This window comes from Streptomyces sp. SDr-06, assembly GCF_003324565.1.
In the GTDB taxonomy this organism is placed as follows: Bacteria; Actinomycetota; Actinomycetes; order Streptomycetales; family Streptomycetaceae; genus Streptomyces.
The window spans coordinates 334,558-351,346 of record NZ_QOLA01000004.1 but is presented as its reverse complement, the minus strand read 5'-3'; the positions used below and the strand labels follow the sequence as shown (position 1 = coordinate 351,346).

Here is a 16,789-nt window from a genome sequence, read left to right as displayed (position 1 = left end):
CGCCGACGACAGGGCCCGGATCGCGTCAGGCGGAGATGCCGTCGATCCGGGCCAGGGCGTCGTCCGCGCCGAAGGGTTGGAGGTAGGGCAGCCAGCGCGGGTCGCGGTGCCCCGTGCCGATGATGCGCCAGGCGAGACCGGTGGGCGGGGCCGGCTGGTGGCGAAGGCGCCAGCCGAGCTCCAGGAGGTGACGGTCCGCCTTGACGTGGTTGCAGCGCCGACAGGCGGCGACGACGTTCTCCCAGGCGTGCTGGCCGCCGCGGCTGCGCGGGATGACGTGGTCGACGCTGGTTGCGACGCCACCGCAGTACATGCAACGGCCGCCGTCCCGGGCGAACAGGGCACGGCGGGTCAACGGAACGGGCCCCCGGTAGGGGACCCGCACGAATCTTTTGAGCCGCACGACGCTGGGCGCCGCGACGGCACGGGTCGCGCTATGCATGAAGGCGCCGGACTCCTCAAGGCTGACGGCCTTGTTTTCGAGGACGAGGACGAGCGCGCGGCGGAGCGGTACGACGCCGAGGGGCTCGTACGACGCATTGAGGACCAGGACATGCGGCACGGGTGCCTCCTATTACGCCGGCGGCGCGTGGCTCGCGCCGGGACGATCTGCTCTCCAGTCTCTCCTCATGGCTGGTCGAAGCGCCACCACGTCCAGGTAACGGGCTCGAAGTGTTTTCGACCACACCCCCTGCCATTCCCGCGCGCCGCGTCGCTCTCCCTCGAACACGTCAATGGAACACAGTCCTTGCCCCGATAGTGTGGTGGGTCTGCCGCAGTCTTCGCGGCACCGCAACGCTGGAGGTTCCTGCCGTGAACTGGTCCGCCGTCCTGGCCGACGGATCGCCACCGCCCACGCCCGCGACGCTCGAGGACGCCCAGAAGTCGGCCACGGAGGCCGCGGGCTGGGTGGAGCAGAACTGGTCGACGTGGTTGTACGTCGGATTCCGCATCCTCCTGATCATCGTCATCGCCTCGGTCCTGAGAGTGCTGGTGCGCCGGGCGCTGACCAAGCTCATAGAGCGGATGAACCGCAGCGCCCAGGCGGTCGAGGGCACGGCGCTGGGCGGGCTGCTCGTCAACGCGGAGCGGCGCCGCCAGCGCTCGGAGGCCATCGGCTCGGTGCTGCGCTCGGTGGCGTCGTTCCTGATCATGGGCACGGCCGCCCTGATGGTGCTGGGCGTCCTCAACATCGACCTGGCCCCGCTGCTCGCCTCCGCGGGTGTGGCGGGTGTGGCGATCGGTTTCGGTGCGCGCAACCTGGTCACGGACTTCCTGTCCGGCGTGTTCATGATCCTTGAGGACCAGTACGGGGTCGGCGACTCGATCGACGCCGGGGTGGCCTCGGGCGAGGTGATCGAGGTCGGCCTGCGCGTGACGAAGCTGCGCGGCGCGGACGGCGAGATCTGGTACGTGCGCAACGGCGAGATCAAGCGCATCGGCAACCTGTCCCAGGGCTGGGCGACGGCCGGGGTGGACGTCCGGGTCCGCGCGAGCGAGGACCTGGAGCGGCTGCGTACGGTGATCAACGAGGCGACCGAGTCCATGGCGAAGGACGAGCCGTGGAACGAGCGCCTGTGGGGCCCGGTCGAGATCCTCGGTCTCGACGAGGTGCTGCTCGACTCGATGGTGGTGCGCGTCTCGGCGAAGACCATGCCGGGCAAGGCGCTGAGCGTGGAGCGCGAGCTGCGCTGGCGGATCAAGGTCGCGCTGGACGCGGCGGGCATCCGCGTCGTCGGCGGCCTGCCGCTGGCGGAGGAGCCGTCCGCGAGCGACCCGTCGGCCGCCGTGGCCGCCCCGTCCGCGCTGGCCAACCCGGCGTCCCCGCAGTCCCTGGCCACGACGCCGATCCCGAACCCGAACGCGAACCTGTCGAAGTAGCCGTTCGCGCCGAGGGGCGCCCCGCCGCACACCGCGGCGCGGCGCCCCTCGGTCGTTGCGGGCCCGGTGCCCCGGGCGTGCCCCAGCAGGTAACGCTTTGGTAGCCGGGGCGCTCCGGGCCATTGACGCGCCGATGACGTGCGCCCTACGTTCCTCTCATCGAATAGGAAACTTTCCTAACAGTGATGTGGGAACGGCGAAGGGGAGGTGGATTCGTCGTGGCCGGTACTACCCCGGGAACTCCGCGCGTACTCCGCGCCATGAACGACCGGGCCGCGCTCGACCTGCTCCTGGAGCACGGGCCGCTGTCGCGCACCCGGATCGGCAAGCTCACCGGCCTCTCCAAGCCGACCGCGTCCCAGCTTCTCGCCCGGCTCGAAGCGGCGGGCCTCGTCGTCGCCACCGGCACGACCGAGGGGCGGCCCGGCCCCAACGCCCAGCTGTACGCGGTGAACGCGACGGCCGCCCATGTGGCGGGGCTCGACGTCACGCCCGAGCGGATCCGGGCCGCCGTCGCCGATGTGGCGGGCAGCGTGGTCGGTGAGTTCGAGGTCGCCACGCCCGGTCGGCGCGCCGCGTCCGTGGTGCGGCAGGTGACCGACGCCCTGGACGGCGCGGTGAAGGCCGCCGGGCTCGCGCGGGCCGACGTGCACCGGGTCGTGATCGGTACCCCGGGCGCCTTCGACCCCGGCACCGGCCGCCTGCGCTACGCCTCGCACCTGCCGGGCTGGCACTCCCCCACGCTGCTCGACGAGCTGGCGGCGGCCCTGCCGATGCCGGTCGAGTACGAGAACGACGTGAACCTCGCCGCCATCGCCGAGCAGCGCTTGGGCGCGGCGCACGGCCACGACGACTTCGTGCTGCTGTGGAACGAGGGCGGGCTCGGCGCCGCGCTCGTCATCGGCGGGCGGCTGCACCGCGGGTTCACCGGCGGCGCGGGCGAGGTCGGCTTCCTGCCGGTGCCCGGCGCCCCGCTCGTCCGCCATGTCACCAAGGCGAACTCGGGCGGCTTCCAGGAGCTGGCCGGCGGGCAGGCGCTGCCCCGGCTCGCCCGCGAGCTCGGCGTCCGCGACCTCCCCTGCGGGAGCGTCAACGAGGTGGCCGCCGCCCTGATCACGCGCGGCGCCGAGGCCGAGCGGGGCCCCGAGAGGGAACTCCTCCAAGCCTTCGCGACCGGGCTCGCGACCGGCCTCGCCTCGATGGTCGCGGTGCTCGACCCGGAGCTCGTCGTGCTGTCGGGCGGCCTGATCGCCGCCGGGGGCGAGCCGCTGCGCGCGCTCGTGCAGCACGAACTGGCCGAGCTGGCCGCCTCCCGGCCCCGGCTCGTCATCGGAGAGGTGGCCCAACTACCCGTCCTGCGCGGCGCGTTGGAGGCGGCCCTGGCCACCACGCGCGACGAGGTCTTCGACACCGCTCGCTGAACACCCACCCGATCCCCCTCTCACCCCCCGTCGGGAGACACCGCCATGCCCAGAATCCGCCGGACCCCGGCCGTCGCCCTGGCCGCGACCGCCTCCATAGCCCTGCTCGCCTCCGCCTGTACGGGCCAGAGCAGCACCAGCGCGAGCGACGACGCGTCCAAGGACACGACGATCACGTTCTGGCACGGCTGGAACGCCCCCAACGAGGTCAAGGCCATCCAGGCCAACGTGGACGCCTTCCAGCGGGCGCACCCCAACATCCACGTCAAGGTCGTCGGCGACATCAACGACGACAAGATCAACCAGGCGCTGCGCGCGGGCGGTTCGAGCGCACCGGACGTGGTGTCGTCGTTCACCACGAACAACGTCGGCAAGTTCTGCTCGTCCAACGCCTTCGTCGACCTCGCCCCGTTCCTGAAGAAGGACGGCATCGACCCGGCGAAGACGTTCCCCAAGACCATGAACCAGTACACCCAGTTCGAGGGCAAGCGCTGCACCCTGCCGCTCCTCGGCGACTCCTACGCCCTCTACTACAACAAGGACGCCTTCAAGGCGGCCGGGATCACCGAGCCGCCCAAGACGTGGTCGCAGTTCGCCGAGGACGCCAAGAAGCTGACCAGGCCCAAGGGCGACTCCTTCGAGCAGCTCGGTTTCATGCCGGACTACCACGGCTACGAGACGACGACCGAGCACTACCTCGCGCAGTGGTCGCCGACCTACTTCGACGCGGACGGCAAGTCGAACATCGCCAAGGACCCGGCCTTCGAGAAGGGCCTCGCCTTCCAGAAGCAGCTCGTGGACGACCTCGGCGGCTTCGCCAGGCTGGAGAAGTACCGCTCCTCCTTCGGTGAGGAGTACGGCGACAAGAACCCGTTCAACACCGGCCAGCTGGCGATGGCCATGGACGGCGAGTGGCGCCTGGGCATGGCCCTGGACAGCAAGCCGAAGTTCGACATCGGGGTGGCGCCGCTGCCCGTCCCGGACGACCAGGTGGCCACCTGGGGCAAGGGCTATCTGACCGGCACCATCGCGGGCATCGCGGCCACCTCCAAGAAGCAGAACGCGGCCTGGGAACTGGTCAAGTTCATGACCACCGACACCGACGCGGTGGTCAACTTCGCCAACGCCATCCACAACGTGCCGTCCACCCTCGACGCCCTCAAGTCGCCCAAGCTCCAGGCCGACCCGCGCTTCAAGACCTTCCTGGACATCGCGCAGAACCCGAACTCCACCACCAGCCCCGCCTCCGTCAACGGCGGCCAGTACCTGGTGTCGCTCCAGAACCTCGGCTACGAGGTGGAGAGCGGCAAGCAGGGCGACATCAAGGCGGGGCTCGCCAAGACCGCCCAGGAGATCGACGCCGCGATCGCGCAGGCGAAGTAGCCCGGCCATGAGCAGCACGTACACCCTGCGCGCCAAGCACCGCCGCTCCGCGCTGCGCACCCCGGCGTTCCTGTCGCCCTGGCTGATCGGCTTCGGCCTCTTCTTCGCCTACCCGCTGATCTCCACGATCTACTTCTCCTTCACCCACTACGACGGCTTCGGCGCGGCCACCTTCGACGGCCTCAAGAACTGGTCGTACGTGTTCGGTGACTACCCGCTGTTCTGGCCGGCGCTGCGCAACACCCTGTGGCTGGTGATCGTGATGGTCGCCTGCCGGGTGGTGTTCGGGCTCGGCGTCGGCATGCTGATCACCAAGATCAAGACGGGTGCGGGCGTCTTCCGCACCCTGTTCTACCTGCCCTACCTCGCCCCGCCGGTCGCGGCGACGCTCGGCTTCGTCTTCCTGCTCAACCCCGGTACCGGGCCGGTCAATTCGCTCCTGGGCGATCTGGGCATCCCGACGCCCGACTGGTTCACCGACCCCGCCTGGTCCAAGCCCGCGCTCACCCTGCTCGCGGTGTGGGGCGTCGGCGACCTCATGGTCATCTTCATGGCCGCGCTGCTCGACGTGCCCAGGGAGCAGTACGAGGCGGCCGAGCTGGACGGCGCGTCCGCCTGGCAGCGGTTCCGGTACGTCACGCTGCCGAACATCTCGCCCATCGTGATGTTCGCCGTGGTCACCGGCGTCATCCAGGCGATGCAGAGCTACACCCAGCCGCTGGTGGCGGGCAAGGTCGCCTCCGGCCACGTCGGCAACTCGGGCCAGCAGTTCGAGCCCGGCTACCCCGACAAGTCGACGCTGACCCTGCCCCAGGTCATCTACAACCTGGGCTTCCAGCGCTTCGACTACGGCTCCGCCTGTGTGGTCGCGCTGGTCCTGTTCGCCCTCTCCATGGTCTTCACCGCGCTCCTCATCAAGCGCCGCGGCGGACTGATCCAGGCAGGTGAGTGACATGAGTTACGTCTTGGAGGCACCGGAGGCCGCGGCCGCCACGCCGGCGGCCAGGGTGGCCCGCCGCAAGGCCGTGCTCCAGTGGATCGCGGTCCACTCGCTCGGCGTCGCGGCCGCGCTGTTCTTCGTGCTGCCCTTCGTCTTCCTGCTGCTCACCTCGCTGATGGACAACCAGCAGACCCTGACCCGGGACCTGGTCCCGCACCACTGGGCATGGTCCAACTACCGCAAGGTGTTCGACACCCCGGGCTTCTTGACCTGGTGGAAGAACACCCTGCTCTACGCCGGGCTCGGCACCGTGCTGAGCGTCGTGTCGTCCGTGCCGGTGGCCTACGCGCTCGCCAAGTTCCGCTTCCGCGGCCGCAACCTGTCGCTGGTGCTGGTCATCTCGATGATGATGCTGCCGCCACAGGTGATCATCATCCCGATGTACCTGTTCTGGGCGAAGCAGCTCGACATGGCGGGCACGCTGTGGCCGCTGATCATCCCGCTGGCGTTCGGCGACGCCTTCTCCATCTTCCTGCTGCGCCAGTTCCTGATGACCATCCCCAACGAGTACCTGGACGCGGCGAAGGTCGACGGGTGCGGGGAGCTCAGGACGCTGATCAAGGTGGTGCTGCCGATGGCGCGCCCCGGCATCGCCGCCGTCGCGCTCTTCCAGTTCTTCTACGCCTGGAACGACTACTTCGGACCGCAGATCTACGCGTCCGACACGCCCGCCTCCTGGACACTGAGCTACGGCCTGGAGTCCTTCAAGGGCGCGCACCATACCGACTGGAACCTGACCATGGCCGCGACCGTCCTGGTCATGACCCCCGTGATCCTCGTCTTCTTCTTCGCACAGAAGGCTTTCGTCGAGGGCGTCACACTGACCGGAGTGAAGGGCTGATCACATTGAAGCTCGCAGTAGTGGGGGGCGGGTCCACCTACACCCCCGAACTCATCGACGGCTTCGCCCGATTGCGGGACACCCTGCCGATCAGTGAGCTCGTCCTGGTCGACCCGGCCGCCGACCGCCTGGAGCTGGTGGGCGGGCTCGCCCGGCGCATCTTCGCCCGGCAGGGCCACCCGGGGAAGATCGTCACCACCTCCGACCTGGACGCGGGTGTCGAGGGCGCGGACGCGGTGCTGCTCCAGCTCCGCGTCGGCGGCCAGGCCGCCCGTCAGCAGGACGAGACGTGGCCGCTCGAATGCGGCTGCGTGGGCCAGGAGACCACCGGTGCGGGCGGCCTCGCCAAGGCCCTGCGGACCGTGCCGGTCGTCCTCGACATCGCCGAACGCGTCCGCCGGACCAACCCCGACGCCTGGATCATCGACTTCACCAACCCGGTGGGCATCGTGACCCGCGCCCTGCTCCAGGCCGGGCACAAGGCGGTCGGCCTGTGCAACGTGGCCATCGGCCTCCAGCGCAAGTTCGCCGCGCTGCTCCACGTGACGCCCGCCGAGGTCCACCTCGACCACGTCGGCCTCAACCACCTGACCTGGGAGCTCGGGGTGCGGCTCGGCGGACCGCAGGGCGACAACGTGCTTCCGAAACTGCTAGCCGAGCACGGCGACGCCATCGCCGACGACCTGCGGCTGCCCCGCCAGGTGCTCGACCGGCTCGGCGTGGTCCCCTCGTACTACCTGCGGTACTTCTACGCGCACGACGAGGTGGTGCGCGAGCTCGGCACCAAGCCGTCCCGGGCGGCCGAAGTCGCCGCGATGGAACGGGAGTTGCTCGCGATGTACGGCGATCCGGCGCTCGACGAGAAGCCCGCGCTGCTCGCGAAGCGCGGCGGCGCCTTCTACTCGGAGGCGGCCGTCGACCTCGCGGCCTCCCTGCTCGGCAACGGGGGCAGCCCGTTCCAGGTCGTCAACACGTACAACAACGGCACCCTGCCCTTCCTCGCGGACGACGCGGTCATCGAGGTCCCGGCCCGGGTGGACGCCACGGGCGCGGTCCCGCTGGCGGTGCCCGAACTCGACCCGCTGTACGCCGGTCTGATCGCGCACGTCACCACGTACGAGGACCTCGCGCTGGAGGCCGCCCTGCGCGGCGGGCGCGACCGGGTGTTCCGGGCCCTGCTCGCCCACCCGCTGGTCGGGCAGTACGAATACGCCGACGGGCTCACCGACCGGCTGATCGCGCACAACCGGGAGCACCTCGCGTGGGCATGAGCGTGCTGGCGATCGACGCCGGCAACAGCAAGACCGATGTGGCACTGATCGGGGCGGACGGAACGGTGCTCGGCACCGCCAGGGGCGGCGGGTTCCGCCCGCCGTCGGTGGGCGTGGAGGTGGCCATGCACATGCTGGCCACCACGGTGGAGGAGGCCCACCTCGCCTCCCGCGTGCCCGGCCCGCCGCGGGTCGGGCACGTCTCGGCGTGCCTGGCCAACGCCGATCTGCCGGTCGAGGAGAAGGAGTTGGCGGCGGCCCTTCGGGCGCGCGGCTGGGGGGACTCCGTGCGGGTGTACAACGACACCTTCGCGATCCTGCGCGCCGGACTGCCGGCCGGCGCCGAGCCGTGCGGGGTGGCGGTGGTGTGCGGCGCGGGCATCAACTGCGTCGGGATGACCCCGGACGGGCGCACCGCCCGCTTCCCCGCGATCGGGAAGATCTCCGGCGACTGGGGCGGGGGCGGCGGACTCGCCGAGGAGGCCCTGTACTTCGCGGCGCGCGCCGAGGACGGCCGCGGCGGGCCGACCGCGCTCGCGGCCGCGCTGCCCGCCCACTTCGGGCTCACCTCCATGTACGACCTGATCGAGGCGCTGCACCTGGAAAAGATCCCGCTCGCGCGCCGGCACGAGCTGAGCCCGGTCCTGTTCGCGGTCGCGGCGGCCGGGGACCCGGTGGCCCGCTCACTCGTGGACCGGCAGGCCGAGGAGATCGTGGCCCTGGCGGCGGTCGCCCTGGACCGGCTCGGCCTGCTCGGCGTGGAGACGCACGTGCTGCTCGGCGGCAGCGTGCTCGCCGCCCGCCATCCCCAACTGGACGATGGCGTAAGGGAGTTGCTGGCGGTCCGGGCCCCGAAGGCGGTGCCGCGGGTGGTGACCACCTCGCCCGTGCTCGGTGCGGGGCTGCTCGGCCTGGACCACGTGGGCGCGCCCGAGGCGGCCCACGCGCGGCTGCGCGCCCAGTACGCGTAGCCGATGGGGTGGGCGGCCCCGGGGAACCGAATGGTCCTCGGCCGCGTATACATGGTGGGGACGTGGGGCAGGGGGCAAGGGGGTTTCCGGCGGACACCGCCAGGGGCACGCATCCGCAGGTAACAAGATCCAGACACCCCTGGATGGTTGTCGGTCCCTGCGGCCATACTGCCTAGGCAGCGACCGAGGGGGAGGTCAGGTGGCGAATCCGCCGAACGTGCGCGAACCGGAGGCGCGGGAGTCCGCGGCCCGGGCCGCGGCGCAGCGATCCGGCACGCGCCGGGGCTGGGCCGGGTCCCGGGACGGGGCGTCCCTGGGCCTCGCGGAGCCGAGGCCCTGGGCACGGCTGCGCGCCGCCGCCTCGACCGAGCCCGGCCGCCTGTGGATCATCGGTACGGTCGTGGCGGTGCTGGTGGTGGCCTTCGGCTCCATCACCGCCTGGGAGATCTCGGACCGCTCGGCCGCCGCCGACGACGTGGTCAGCCGCAGCCAGCCGCTGAGCGCCGACGCCGCGTCCATCTACCGCTCGCTCGCCGACGCCGACACGGCCGCCGCGAGCGGGTTCCTCGCGGGCGGCCAGGAGCCGCTCGACGTGCGCCGGCGGTACGACACGGACATCGCGACCGCCTCACGGCTGCTGGTCAAGGCGGCCGCCAACACGTCGGGTTCGGCGGAGTCGGCCCAGCAGATCGCCACCCTCAACGAGCAGCTCCCGCTCTACAACGGGCTGGTCGAGCAGGCGCGCGCCAACAACCGGCAGGGCTTCCCGGTCGGCGGCGCCTATCTGCGCTTCGCCAACCAGAAGATGAGCACCAGCCTGCTGCCCGCGGCGCAGAAGCTGTACGAGGCCGAGACGGGCCGGCTCTACGACGACTACGACCAGGCGGACGCCTGGCCGTACGCGGCGACCGCCGTGGGCGTGGTCGCGCTCGGCGGCCTCGTGTGGGTCCAGCGGCGCAACTACCTCCGTACCAACCGGGTGTTCAACCACGGTCTGCTCGCCGCGACCGCCGCCTCCACGGTGGTGCTGCTGTGGCTGGTGGTGGGGCACGCGGTGGCCTCGTCCGACCTGACCACCTCGCGCACGCACGGCCAGGAGTCGCTGAAGGTCCTCAACGACGCCCGGATCAGCTCGCTCCAGGCCCGCGCCAACGAGAACCTGACGCTGGTGGCCCGGGGCGCGGTGCTCACCCCGGACGGCAAGGACCTGTACGAGGCGGAGTTCACCAAGGAGATGTCCTCCCTGTCGGGCAGGCTCGACGCCGCGGTGAGGCTCGCGGACGACGGTACGGGCAGGACGCCGGTGCAGAGCGCACAGGGCGACATGGCCGAGTGGCGAAAGCGCCACGCCACGGCCCGCAAGACGGACGACAGCGGTGACTACGACGGCGCGCTGACGCAGGTCATCGGCGCGAAGGGCTCGACCGGCGAGTGCTTCGACCAGGTGGACAAGGCCCTCGACACGGCGATCGCCCACGAGCAGCACGAGTTCACCACGGCCGCCTCCGACGGCAGGGGCGCCCTGACCGGGCTCCCGCTGGGCGCGGCGGTCCTCGCGGTGCTCGCGGCGGCGGGCGCGGCTGTCGGCATCAGCCGCCGGCTCGCGGAGTACAGGTGAGCGGCATGGACAGCGGCAACGGACGCGCCGGAGGCGGCGGACGGGCGAGAGGGGTCGAGATGAGCGGCGCGAAGAGCCCGGCGGGCCCGGCACACCCGGCCGCGCGCGGCACCGACCTGCCCGGCCGCGCCCGGGGCCCGCTCCGGCGCACGGCCGGGCGGCTGCACGGCTGGGGCGGCGTGGCCGGCATGGGACTGGCCCTGGCCCTCGCCGCGGGCGCCCTGATCCCGCTCAGCGGGCACACCGCCGGCGGCGCCGCGAGCGTGGTGGGCCCCGGGACCGCGCAGGTCGTGCAGGCCAAGGCCGGCGACTGCAAGGACCCGGAGGCGAGCCTGCCCGCGGCCTCGGTGGGCGGGCCCGACATCGACGTCATCAAGCAGCGCGGCAAGCTGATCGCGGGCGTCGACCAGAACAGCTTCCGCTGGGGCTACCGCAACCCCACGACGCGCACCCTCGAAGGCTTCGACATCGACCTGGTGAAGGCGATCGCGAAGAACATCCTGGGCGACGAGAACGCGGTCATCTACCGCGCCATCCCCACCAGCCAGCGCATCCCCGCCCTGCAGAACGGCACGGTGGACGTGGTCGTGCGGACCATGACCGTCAACTGCACCCGGATCAAGCAGGCGTCCTTCTCGACCGCGTACTTCGAGGCGGGCCAGCAGGTGCTCGCCCCCAAGGCCTCCGCCATCACGGGCTTCGACGACTCGCTGAAGGGCAAGCGGGTCTGCGTGGCCGCGGGCTCCACCGCCTTCGACGCGCTCAAGGCCGACCCGCACGGCGCGGACTACCAGGACTTCACGGTCCCCAACCAGCTGGACTGCCTGGTCCGCCTCCAGCAGAACGTGGTGGACGCGGTCGTCACGGACAACGCGCTCGCCGCCGGACAGGCCGCCCAGGACCCGGCGGTCCAGCTGAAGGGCAGCCCGTTCACCACCGAGTACTACGGCGTCGCCGTGAAGCTCGGCAACACCGACCTGGTGCAGCGCATCAACCAGGTTCTGGTGGACTACCGCAACGGCGGCAGCGGCAGCCCGTGGATGACGGCGTACCGCAAGTGGCTCGCCGCGGACCTGCCCGGCATATCCGGGCCCCCCGCACCCAAGTACCGGACAGGATGAGCGCGTTGACGGCGGCGTCGTACCACAGAGCGGAGAGGTGATCGATGGGCGCGGGACCCTCCCCCAGCTCCACCGGAAGGCCCCCTGAGCCGGTCGGGCCGGTCATGGACCGGGACGAGGTGGACCGTGCCCTGGCACGCCTCGGCGCCGAGCACGAGGCCGTCGAGACCTCGCTGCTCGCCCTCCAGGACCATGCCGGGCGCCGGCTCCTCGAAGGCGCGGGCCTGACCGGTGTCACCAAGGAGCGCTGGGCGGCCACCGAGCAGTCGATCTCGCTGCTCTGGGCGTACTTCGACGCGTACACGGCGGCCCTGGAGTCCGCGCGTGAGCTGCGCGCCCGGCGGCGCTGGCCCGGCCGGGACGACCTGGTGGAGCTGACCGAGCGGCTGCGCGGCGAGTCCGTGACGCTCTCGGGCGCCGCCCTGCACGCCGCCCCGACCCTGGGCGGCCCGGCCAGGCTGACCGAGCGGTTCACCCTGGGCGAGCTGGTGAACCGGATGAACGAGCTGTACGCGCACGCGCTCGACGTGGTGGTGGCGGCCGACGTGGTGTGGTCGGCGCTGCCCGCCCGGATAGACCTCCTGGCCGCCGAGCTGCACCGCACCCGGCAGCTCGCGCACTCGGTGGGCGTGCGCCCCGGCGAGCACCCCTCGGGCGACGACCTGGAGTCGATCACGGCCGAGCTGACCGAGCTGCGCGCCCAGGTGGTGTCCGACCCGCTCGCGTTCTGGGTGCCCGCGCCGGGCAGTTCCGCGCCGGGCGGCGGCCGCCCCGACACCGGGCGCTACGACCGGGCGGCCCGTGCCCTGGAGGATGTGCGCCGCGAGATCGACGCGGTGCTGACGGTCCGTCAGGACGCCGAGCAGCGGCTCGTACGGCTGCGTGACGTGCTGTCGCGCGCGGACCGCACGCTGGCCGAGGCCCGCTCCGCGCGCGGCGAGGTCCTCGCGAAGATCGCCGCGAGCGAGGTGCCCGCCGTGAGCGGCCCCTCCATCGCGCTCCAGGAGCAGCTGGCCACCGCCGCCGAGTACCGCAGGCACGCCCAGTGGCACCGGCTCTCGCCGCTGCTCGAATCCCTTGAGCGGGAGGCGGAGGACGAACTGCTGCGCGCCCGCGAGTCGTTGACGGCGGTCACCGCGCCGCTCGCGGTCCGCGCGGAGCTGCGCGGCCGGCTCGACGCGTACAAGGCGAAGGTCGCCCGGCACGGCATGGCCGAGGACCCGCTCCTGATCGAGCGGTACGACGCGGCCCGCCGGATGCTGTGGTCCGCGCCCTGCGACCTGCGCGTCGCCGAGGAGGCCGTGCTCCGCTACCAGCGGGCGGCGGCGGACGTCCTGGTCCCGAGACATCCCGGGCCCGTTGACCAGAGGGGGGAATCGTGAGCGAGAACACCCAGTGCCAGCGCCCCGGTTGCGCGGGTTCGTACGAGGACATGGGCGGCGGGGAGCTGTACTGCGACACGTGCGGGCTCGCGCCCGTCGTCTCGCCGACGGGCATGGTGTCCTCGCCGCCGACCGGGATCACCGGCGGCGGCCACCGCTCGGCCTCGCAGTCCTCGCGCTCGTCCTCGCGCGGTTCGTCACGCTCCTCGCGGTCCTCGACCTCGCGGCGCTCGGTCTCCGGGCGGCTCTCCTCGCTGAGCGGCGCCTCCACCTCGCGTTCGGTGTCGGTGCGCAGCTCGGGCTCGGCGGCCGGTTCGTCGGCGCGCAGCCGACTGGGCGCGGGGCTGGTGTCGGTGCCCGGGGTGCCGCGCCCCGATCCGCGCTCGGCGGTGATGGAGCACCCCGAGGTGCCCGAGCGGAAGCGATTCTGCTCGCGTTCGGACTGCGGCGCGCAGGTGGGCCGTTCGCGCGGCGACCGTCCCGGGCGCACCGAGGGCTTCTGCACCAAGTGCGGCCACCCGTACTCCTTCGTGCCGAAGCTGCACGCGGGCGACATCGTGCACGGCCAGTACGAGGTGGTGGGCTGCCTGGCGCACGGCGGCCTCGGCTGGGTCTACCTCGCCGTCGACCGCGCGGTCTCCGACCGCTGGGTCGTCCTCAAGGGCCTGCTCGACACCGGCGACCAGGACGCGATGGCGGCGGCGATCTCGGAGCGGCGCTTCCTCGCCGAGATCGAGCACTCCAACATCGTGCGGATCTACAACTTCGTGGAGCACCTGGACCAGCGGACCGGCTCGCTCGACGGCTACATCGTCATGGAGTACGTCGGCGGCAAGTCGCTGAAGGAGATCGCCAACGAGCGCCGCACGACCGCGGGCAAGCGCGACCCGCTCCCCGTCGAGCAGGCCTGCGCGTACGGCATCGAGGCGCTGGAGGCGCTCGGCCACCTGCACAGCCGCAACCTGCTGTACTGCGACTTCAAGGTCGACAACGCGATCCAGACCGAGGACCAGCTGAAGCTGATCGACATGGGCGCGGTGCGCCGCATGGACGACGACGAGTCGGCGATCTACGGCACGGTCGGCTACCAGGCGCCCGAGGTCGCCGAGCTCGGCCCCTCGGTCGCCTCCGACCTGTACACGGTGGCGCGCACCCTGGCCGTCCTCACCTTCGACTTCCAGGGCTACACGAACGTCTACGTGGACAGCCTGCCGGACCCCGACAACATCGAGGTGTTCCGCAAGTACGAGTCGTTCTACCGCTTCCTGGTGCGGGCCACCGACCCGGATCCGGCGCGCAGGTTCGCCTCCGCGCAGGAGATGGCGGAGCAGCTGACGGGCGTGCTCCGCGAGGTCGTGGCGCTCCAGACGGGCCGGCCCCGGCCCGCCCTGTCGACACTGTTCGGCACCGAACTGCGCGTCACGGACACGAAGTTGTTCGCCGAGCTGAGCGGGGACGTCTCGCGGCTCGGGGCGCGGGTGGCGCCGGTCGGCAGACGGGCCCGCAAGGCGCTCGCGGCCACCGCGGCGGCCCCGGCCCCGGCGGCCCTTCCGGTGGGCGCGCCGCCCGTGCCCGCGCTCGCGCCGAGCACCGGGAACCCGCCGCACCCGGCGACCCAGGGCGCCATCCCGGTGCCGCGCGCCGAGGGCGCCACCGGCGGCCCCTACGGCGCGCCGCCGCTCGCACCGCTCGACCCGCGCGGCACCGCCCTCGCGCTGCCCGTCCCGCACGTGGACCCGGGCGACCCCAACGCGGGTTTCCTGGCGGGCCTGATGGCGGCGGCGCCGGCCGAGCTGATCACCGCGCTGCGCTCGGCCCCGGCCGACTCCATCGAGCGCAGGCTGCGCGAGCTGCGGGCCCGGCTCGACATGAACGAGCAGGTGTCCGCGGCCAAGGCGCTGGACGCCCTGGAGGCCGACCATCCGGACGACTGGCGCGTGGTCTGGTACCGGGGCCTGGCCTCGCTCGCGGCGGGCGACAACGAGAACGCGGCGCTGTCCTTCGACGCGATCTACGACGCCTTCCCCGGCGAGCCCGCCCCCAAGCTGGCCCTCGGCGTGTGCGCGGAGGTGCTCGGCCAGCTCGACAACGCCGCCGAGTACTACCGCCTGGTGTGGACGACCGACCCGAGCTATGTGAGCGCGGCGTTCGGGCTGGCCCGGGTGCAGCTCGCCGCCGGGGACCGCACCGGCGCGGTACGGACCCTGGAGTCGGTGCCCGAGGCCTCGATCCACTACACGGCGGCCCGGGTCGCGGCGGTCCGGGCGCGGTTGCGCAGCCGGGCCCCGCAGGACCTGTCGATCGCGGACCTGACGGCGGCCGCGGCCCAGGTCGAGGCGCTCGACGCGTTCGGTCTCGACGCGGTACGCCGCGAACGGCTGACGACCGAGGTCCTGGGCACCGCCCTGGACTGGGTACTGTCGAGGGGCACCGGCGACGGGCAGGCGAAGACCGCCCTGCTCGGCAGCGAAGTCGACGAGCGGGGCCTGCGCTTCGGTCTGGAACGTTCGTACCGGGTGCTCGCCCGGCTCGCACAGCGTGGCGAGGAAAGGATCGACCTGGTGGAACGGGCCAACCGATTCCGCCCCCGGACCTGGGTGTGACGATGTCGCAGACGCATCAGCTCGCCGCCTGCCCCGGCTGCGAAGAGCCGCTGGAGACGGGGGACCGTTTCTGCGGGGCCTGCGGGTACGACCTGTCGGCCGTGCCCGAGCCGCCGCTCGACCATCCGACGGTCGAGCTGGCCTCCCCGGCCGCCGGTCGCGAGCCCCAACTCCCCAGCCCGCCACAGCGGGACGAGGCCGGCGAGGCGGCCGACGCGGAGGAGTACCCGATCCCGGCGCCCGACCCGCGTGCCGCCGAGCCCGACCCCGACACCCATGTCGCACGGCCCCCGGTGCCGGGCGCCAAGGTGTGCGTGGCGTGCCGGGCCGGGCGGGTCGACGACGACGGCTACTGCGAGAACTGCGGGCACGCCCAGCCGCGCGAGCGCGACCACATGGAGGAGGAGCTCGAAGCGGTCTCCGCGGTGAGCGACCGCGGGCTCCGTCACCACCGCAACGAGGACTCCTTCGCGGTGTCCTCGACCGCGCTGCCCGACGGCTCGCCCGCCGTCGTGGCGATCGTCTGCGACGGGGTGTCGTCGGCGACCCGTCCCGACGAGGCGTCCGCGGCCGCGGCCACCGCCGCCAACGAGTCGCTGCTCGCGGCGCTGCCCCAGGGCACGCACCCCCAGCAGGCCATGCACGACGCGATCCTCGCGGCCGCCGATGCCGTCAACTCCCTGGCCACCGACCCCGGTCAGGCCCCGCAGCACGATCCGCACCGGCACCAGAACGCCCCGGCCTGCACCCTGGTGGGGGCGGTCTCGGCGGGCGGCCTCCTGGTGGTGGGCTGGGTCGGCGACAGCCGTGCGTACTGGGTGCCCGACGACCGCACCATCGCTCCGGCGCGGCTCACCGAGGACGACTCCTGGGCCGCGCAGATGGTGGCGGCCCGGCTGATGAGCGAGGCCGACGCCTACGCCGACGAGCGGGCGCACGCCATCACGGGGTGGCTGGGGGCCGACGCGTACGAACTGGACCCGCACACCGCCTCGTTCAAGCCGGACCGCTCCGGCGTGGTGGTGGTCTGCACGGACGGACTGTGGAACTACGCGGAGGCCGCCGAGGAGATGGCCCGCGTCATCCCGGCGGACGCCGCCGAACGGCCCCTGCACAGCGCCCAGGTGCTCGTCGGCCACGCCCTCGACGGCGGCGGCCACGACAACGTAACAGTGGCGGTGCTGCCGTTCGCGGTGGAGCAGCAAGGGGCAGGATCCGCCTACCACTAGGCCTCCGTCCCTATCGCGCCACTTGGTTCACTTCTTTCACCTCAGGTCCATGGAGCCTCAAGGAGCCT

The 16,789-nt window shown here is 72.3% G+C and carries 13 protein-coding genes; 12 read left to right on the top strand and 1 reads right to left on the bottom strand.

The genetic code is table 11. The features are described from left to right. Positions 1-25: 25 nt before the first annotated feature. Entirely contained in the window at positions 26-562 is a 537-nt protein-coding gene (locus DT019_RS12445) for an HNH endonuclease (RefSeq protein WP_114036812.1), read from the bottom strand. A 251-nt stretch (positions 563-813) separates the two neighbouring features. On the opposite strand from DT019_RS12445, the gene DT019_RS12440 reads away from it, so the two are divergent. The 12 genes from DT019_RS12440 (at position 814) to DT019_RS12385 (ending at position 16,721) form a co-directional block, all read left to right on the top strand. Continuing rightward, complete coding sequence (locus DT019_RS12440; protein WP_114036811.1) at positions 814-1,881, top strand: mechanosensitive ion channel family protein; 1,068 nt, start codon at positions 814-816, stop codon at positions 1,879-1,881. Positions 1,882-2,099: 218 nt separating this feature from the next. After that, the gene (locus DT019_RS12435) at positions 2,100-3,302 is read left to right on the top strand and encodes an ROK family transcriptional regulator (protein WP_114036810.1); all 1,203 of its coding nucleotides are present in this window, start codon (positions 2,100-2,102) and stop codon (positions 3,300-3,302) included. A 45-nt stretch (positions 3,303-3,347) separates the two neighbouring features. Continuing rightward, on the top strand, positions 3,348-4,685 hold the full coding sequence (locus DT019_RS12430; RefSeq protein WP_114036809.1) for an ABC transporter substrate-binding protein: 1,338 nt from the start codon (positions 3,348-3,350) through the stop codon (positions 4,683-4,685). Positions 4,686-4,692: 7 nt separating this feature from the next. Further along, positions 4,693-5,637, top strand: a complete 945-nt coding sequence (locus tag DT019_RS12425; protein ID WP_114036808.1) for a carbohydrate ABC transporter permease — start codon at positions 4,693-4,695, stop codon at positions 5,635-5,637. Between the two features lies 1 nt (position 5,638). Further along, positions 5,639-6,526: a carbohydrate ABC transporter permease gene (locus DT019_RS12420; RefSeq protein WP_114036807.1), complete on the top strand. Its 888-nt coding sequence runs from the start codon at positions 5,639-5,641 to the stop codon at positions 6,524-6,526. Positions 6,527-6,531: 5 nt separating this feature from the next. Then, on the top strand, positions 6,532-7,797 hold the full coding sequence (locus tag DT019_RS12415) for a 6-phospho-beta-glucosidase (protein ID WP_114036806.1): 1,266 nt from the start codon (positions 6,532-6,534) through the stop codon (positions 7,795-7,797). Beyond that, positions 7,794-8,768, top strand: a complete 975-nt coding sequence (locus DT019_RS12410) for an N-acetylglucosamine kinase (protein ID WP_114036925.1) — start codon at positions 7,794-7,796, stop codon at positions 8,766-8,768. The genes DT019_RS12415 and DT019_RS12410 overlap by 4 nt, the downstream gene beginning before the upstream one ends. A 199-nt stretch (positions 8,769-8,967) precedes the next feature. After that, entirely contained in the window at positions 8,968-10,386 is a 1,419-nt protein-coding gene (locus DT019_RS12405; RefSeq protein WP_411292702.1) for a hypothetical protein, read from the top strand. Positions 10,387-10,445: 59 nt separating this feature from the next. Then, the gene (locus DT019_RS12400; RefSeq protein WP_114036923.1) at positions 10,446-11,507 is read left to right on the top strand and encodes a glutamate ABC transporter substrate-binding protein; all 1,062 of its coding nucleotides are present in this window, start codon (positions 10,446-10,448) and stop codon (positions 11,505-11,507) included. Between the two features lie 44 nt (positions 11,508-11,551). Continuing rightward, positions 11,552-12,889 carry a hypothetical protein gene (locus DT019_RS12395; RefSeq protein ID WP_189389475.1) on the top strand — a complete coding sequence of 446 codons (1,338 nt, stop codon included), beginning with the start codon at positions 11,552-11,554 and terminating at the stop codon, positions 12,887-12,889. Positions 12,890-12,939: 50 nt separating this feature from the next. Next, positions 12,940-15,492, top strand: a complete 2,553-nt coding sequence (locus DT019_RS12390) for a serine/threonine-protein kinase (RefSeq protein ID WP_114036922.1) — start codon at positions 12,940-12,942, stop codon at positions 15,490-15,492. Next, positions 15,489-16,721 (top strand): protein phosphatase 2C domain-containing protein, encoded by a 1,233-nt coding sequence (locus DT019_RS12385; RefSeq protein WP_114036804.1) that lies wholly within the window; start codon positions 15,489-15,491, stop codon positions 16,719-16,721. Before DT019_RS12390 ends, DT019_RS12385 begins: the two co-directional genes overlap by 4 nt. Positions 16,722-16,789: the final 68 nt, after the last annotated feature.

Coding starts and splice junctions, on each gene's coding strand:
- DT019_RS12390 (WP_114036922.1), top strand. CDS start 12,940: ATGGGCGGCGGGGAGCTGTACTGCGACACGTGCGGGCTCGCGCCCGTC.
- DT019_RS12430 (WP_114036809.1), top strand. CDS start 3,348: ATGCCCAGAATCCGCCGGACCCCGGCCGTCGCCCTGGCCGCGACCGCC.
- DT019_RS12395 (WP_189389475.1), top strand. CDS start 11,552: ATGGGCGCGGGACCCTCCCCCAGCTCCACCGGAAGGCCCCCTGAGCCG.
- DT019_RS12400 (WP_114036923.1), top strand. CDS start 10,446: ATGAGCGGCGCGAAGAGCCCGGCGGGCCCGGCACACCCGGCCGCGCGC.
- DT019_RS12410 (WP_114036925.1), top strand. CDS start 7,794: ATGAGCGTGCTGGCGATCGACGCCGGCAACAGCAAGACCGATGTGGCA.
- DT019_RS12420 (WP_114036807.1), top strand. CDS start 5,639: ATGAGTTACGTCTTGGAGGCACCGGAGGCCGCGGCCGCCACGCCGGCG.
- DT019_RS12425 (WP_114036808.1), top strand. CDS start 4,693: ATGAGCAGCACGTACACCCTGCGCGCCAAGCACCGCCGCTCCGCGCTG.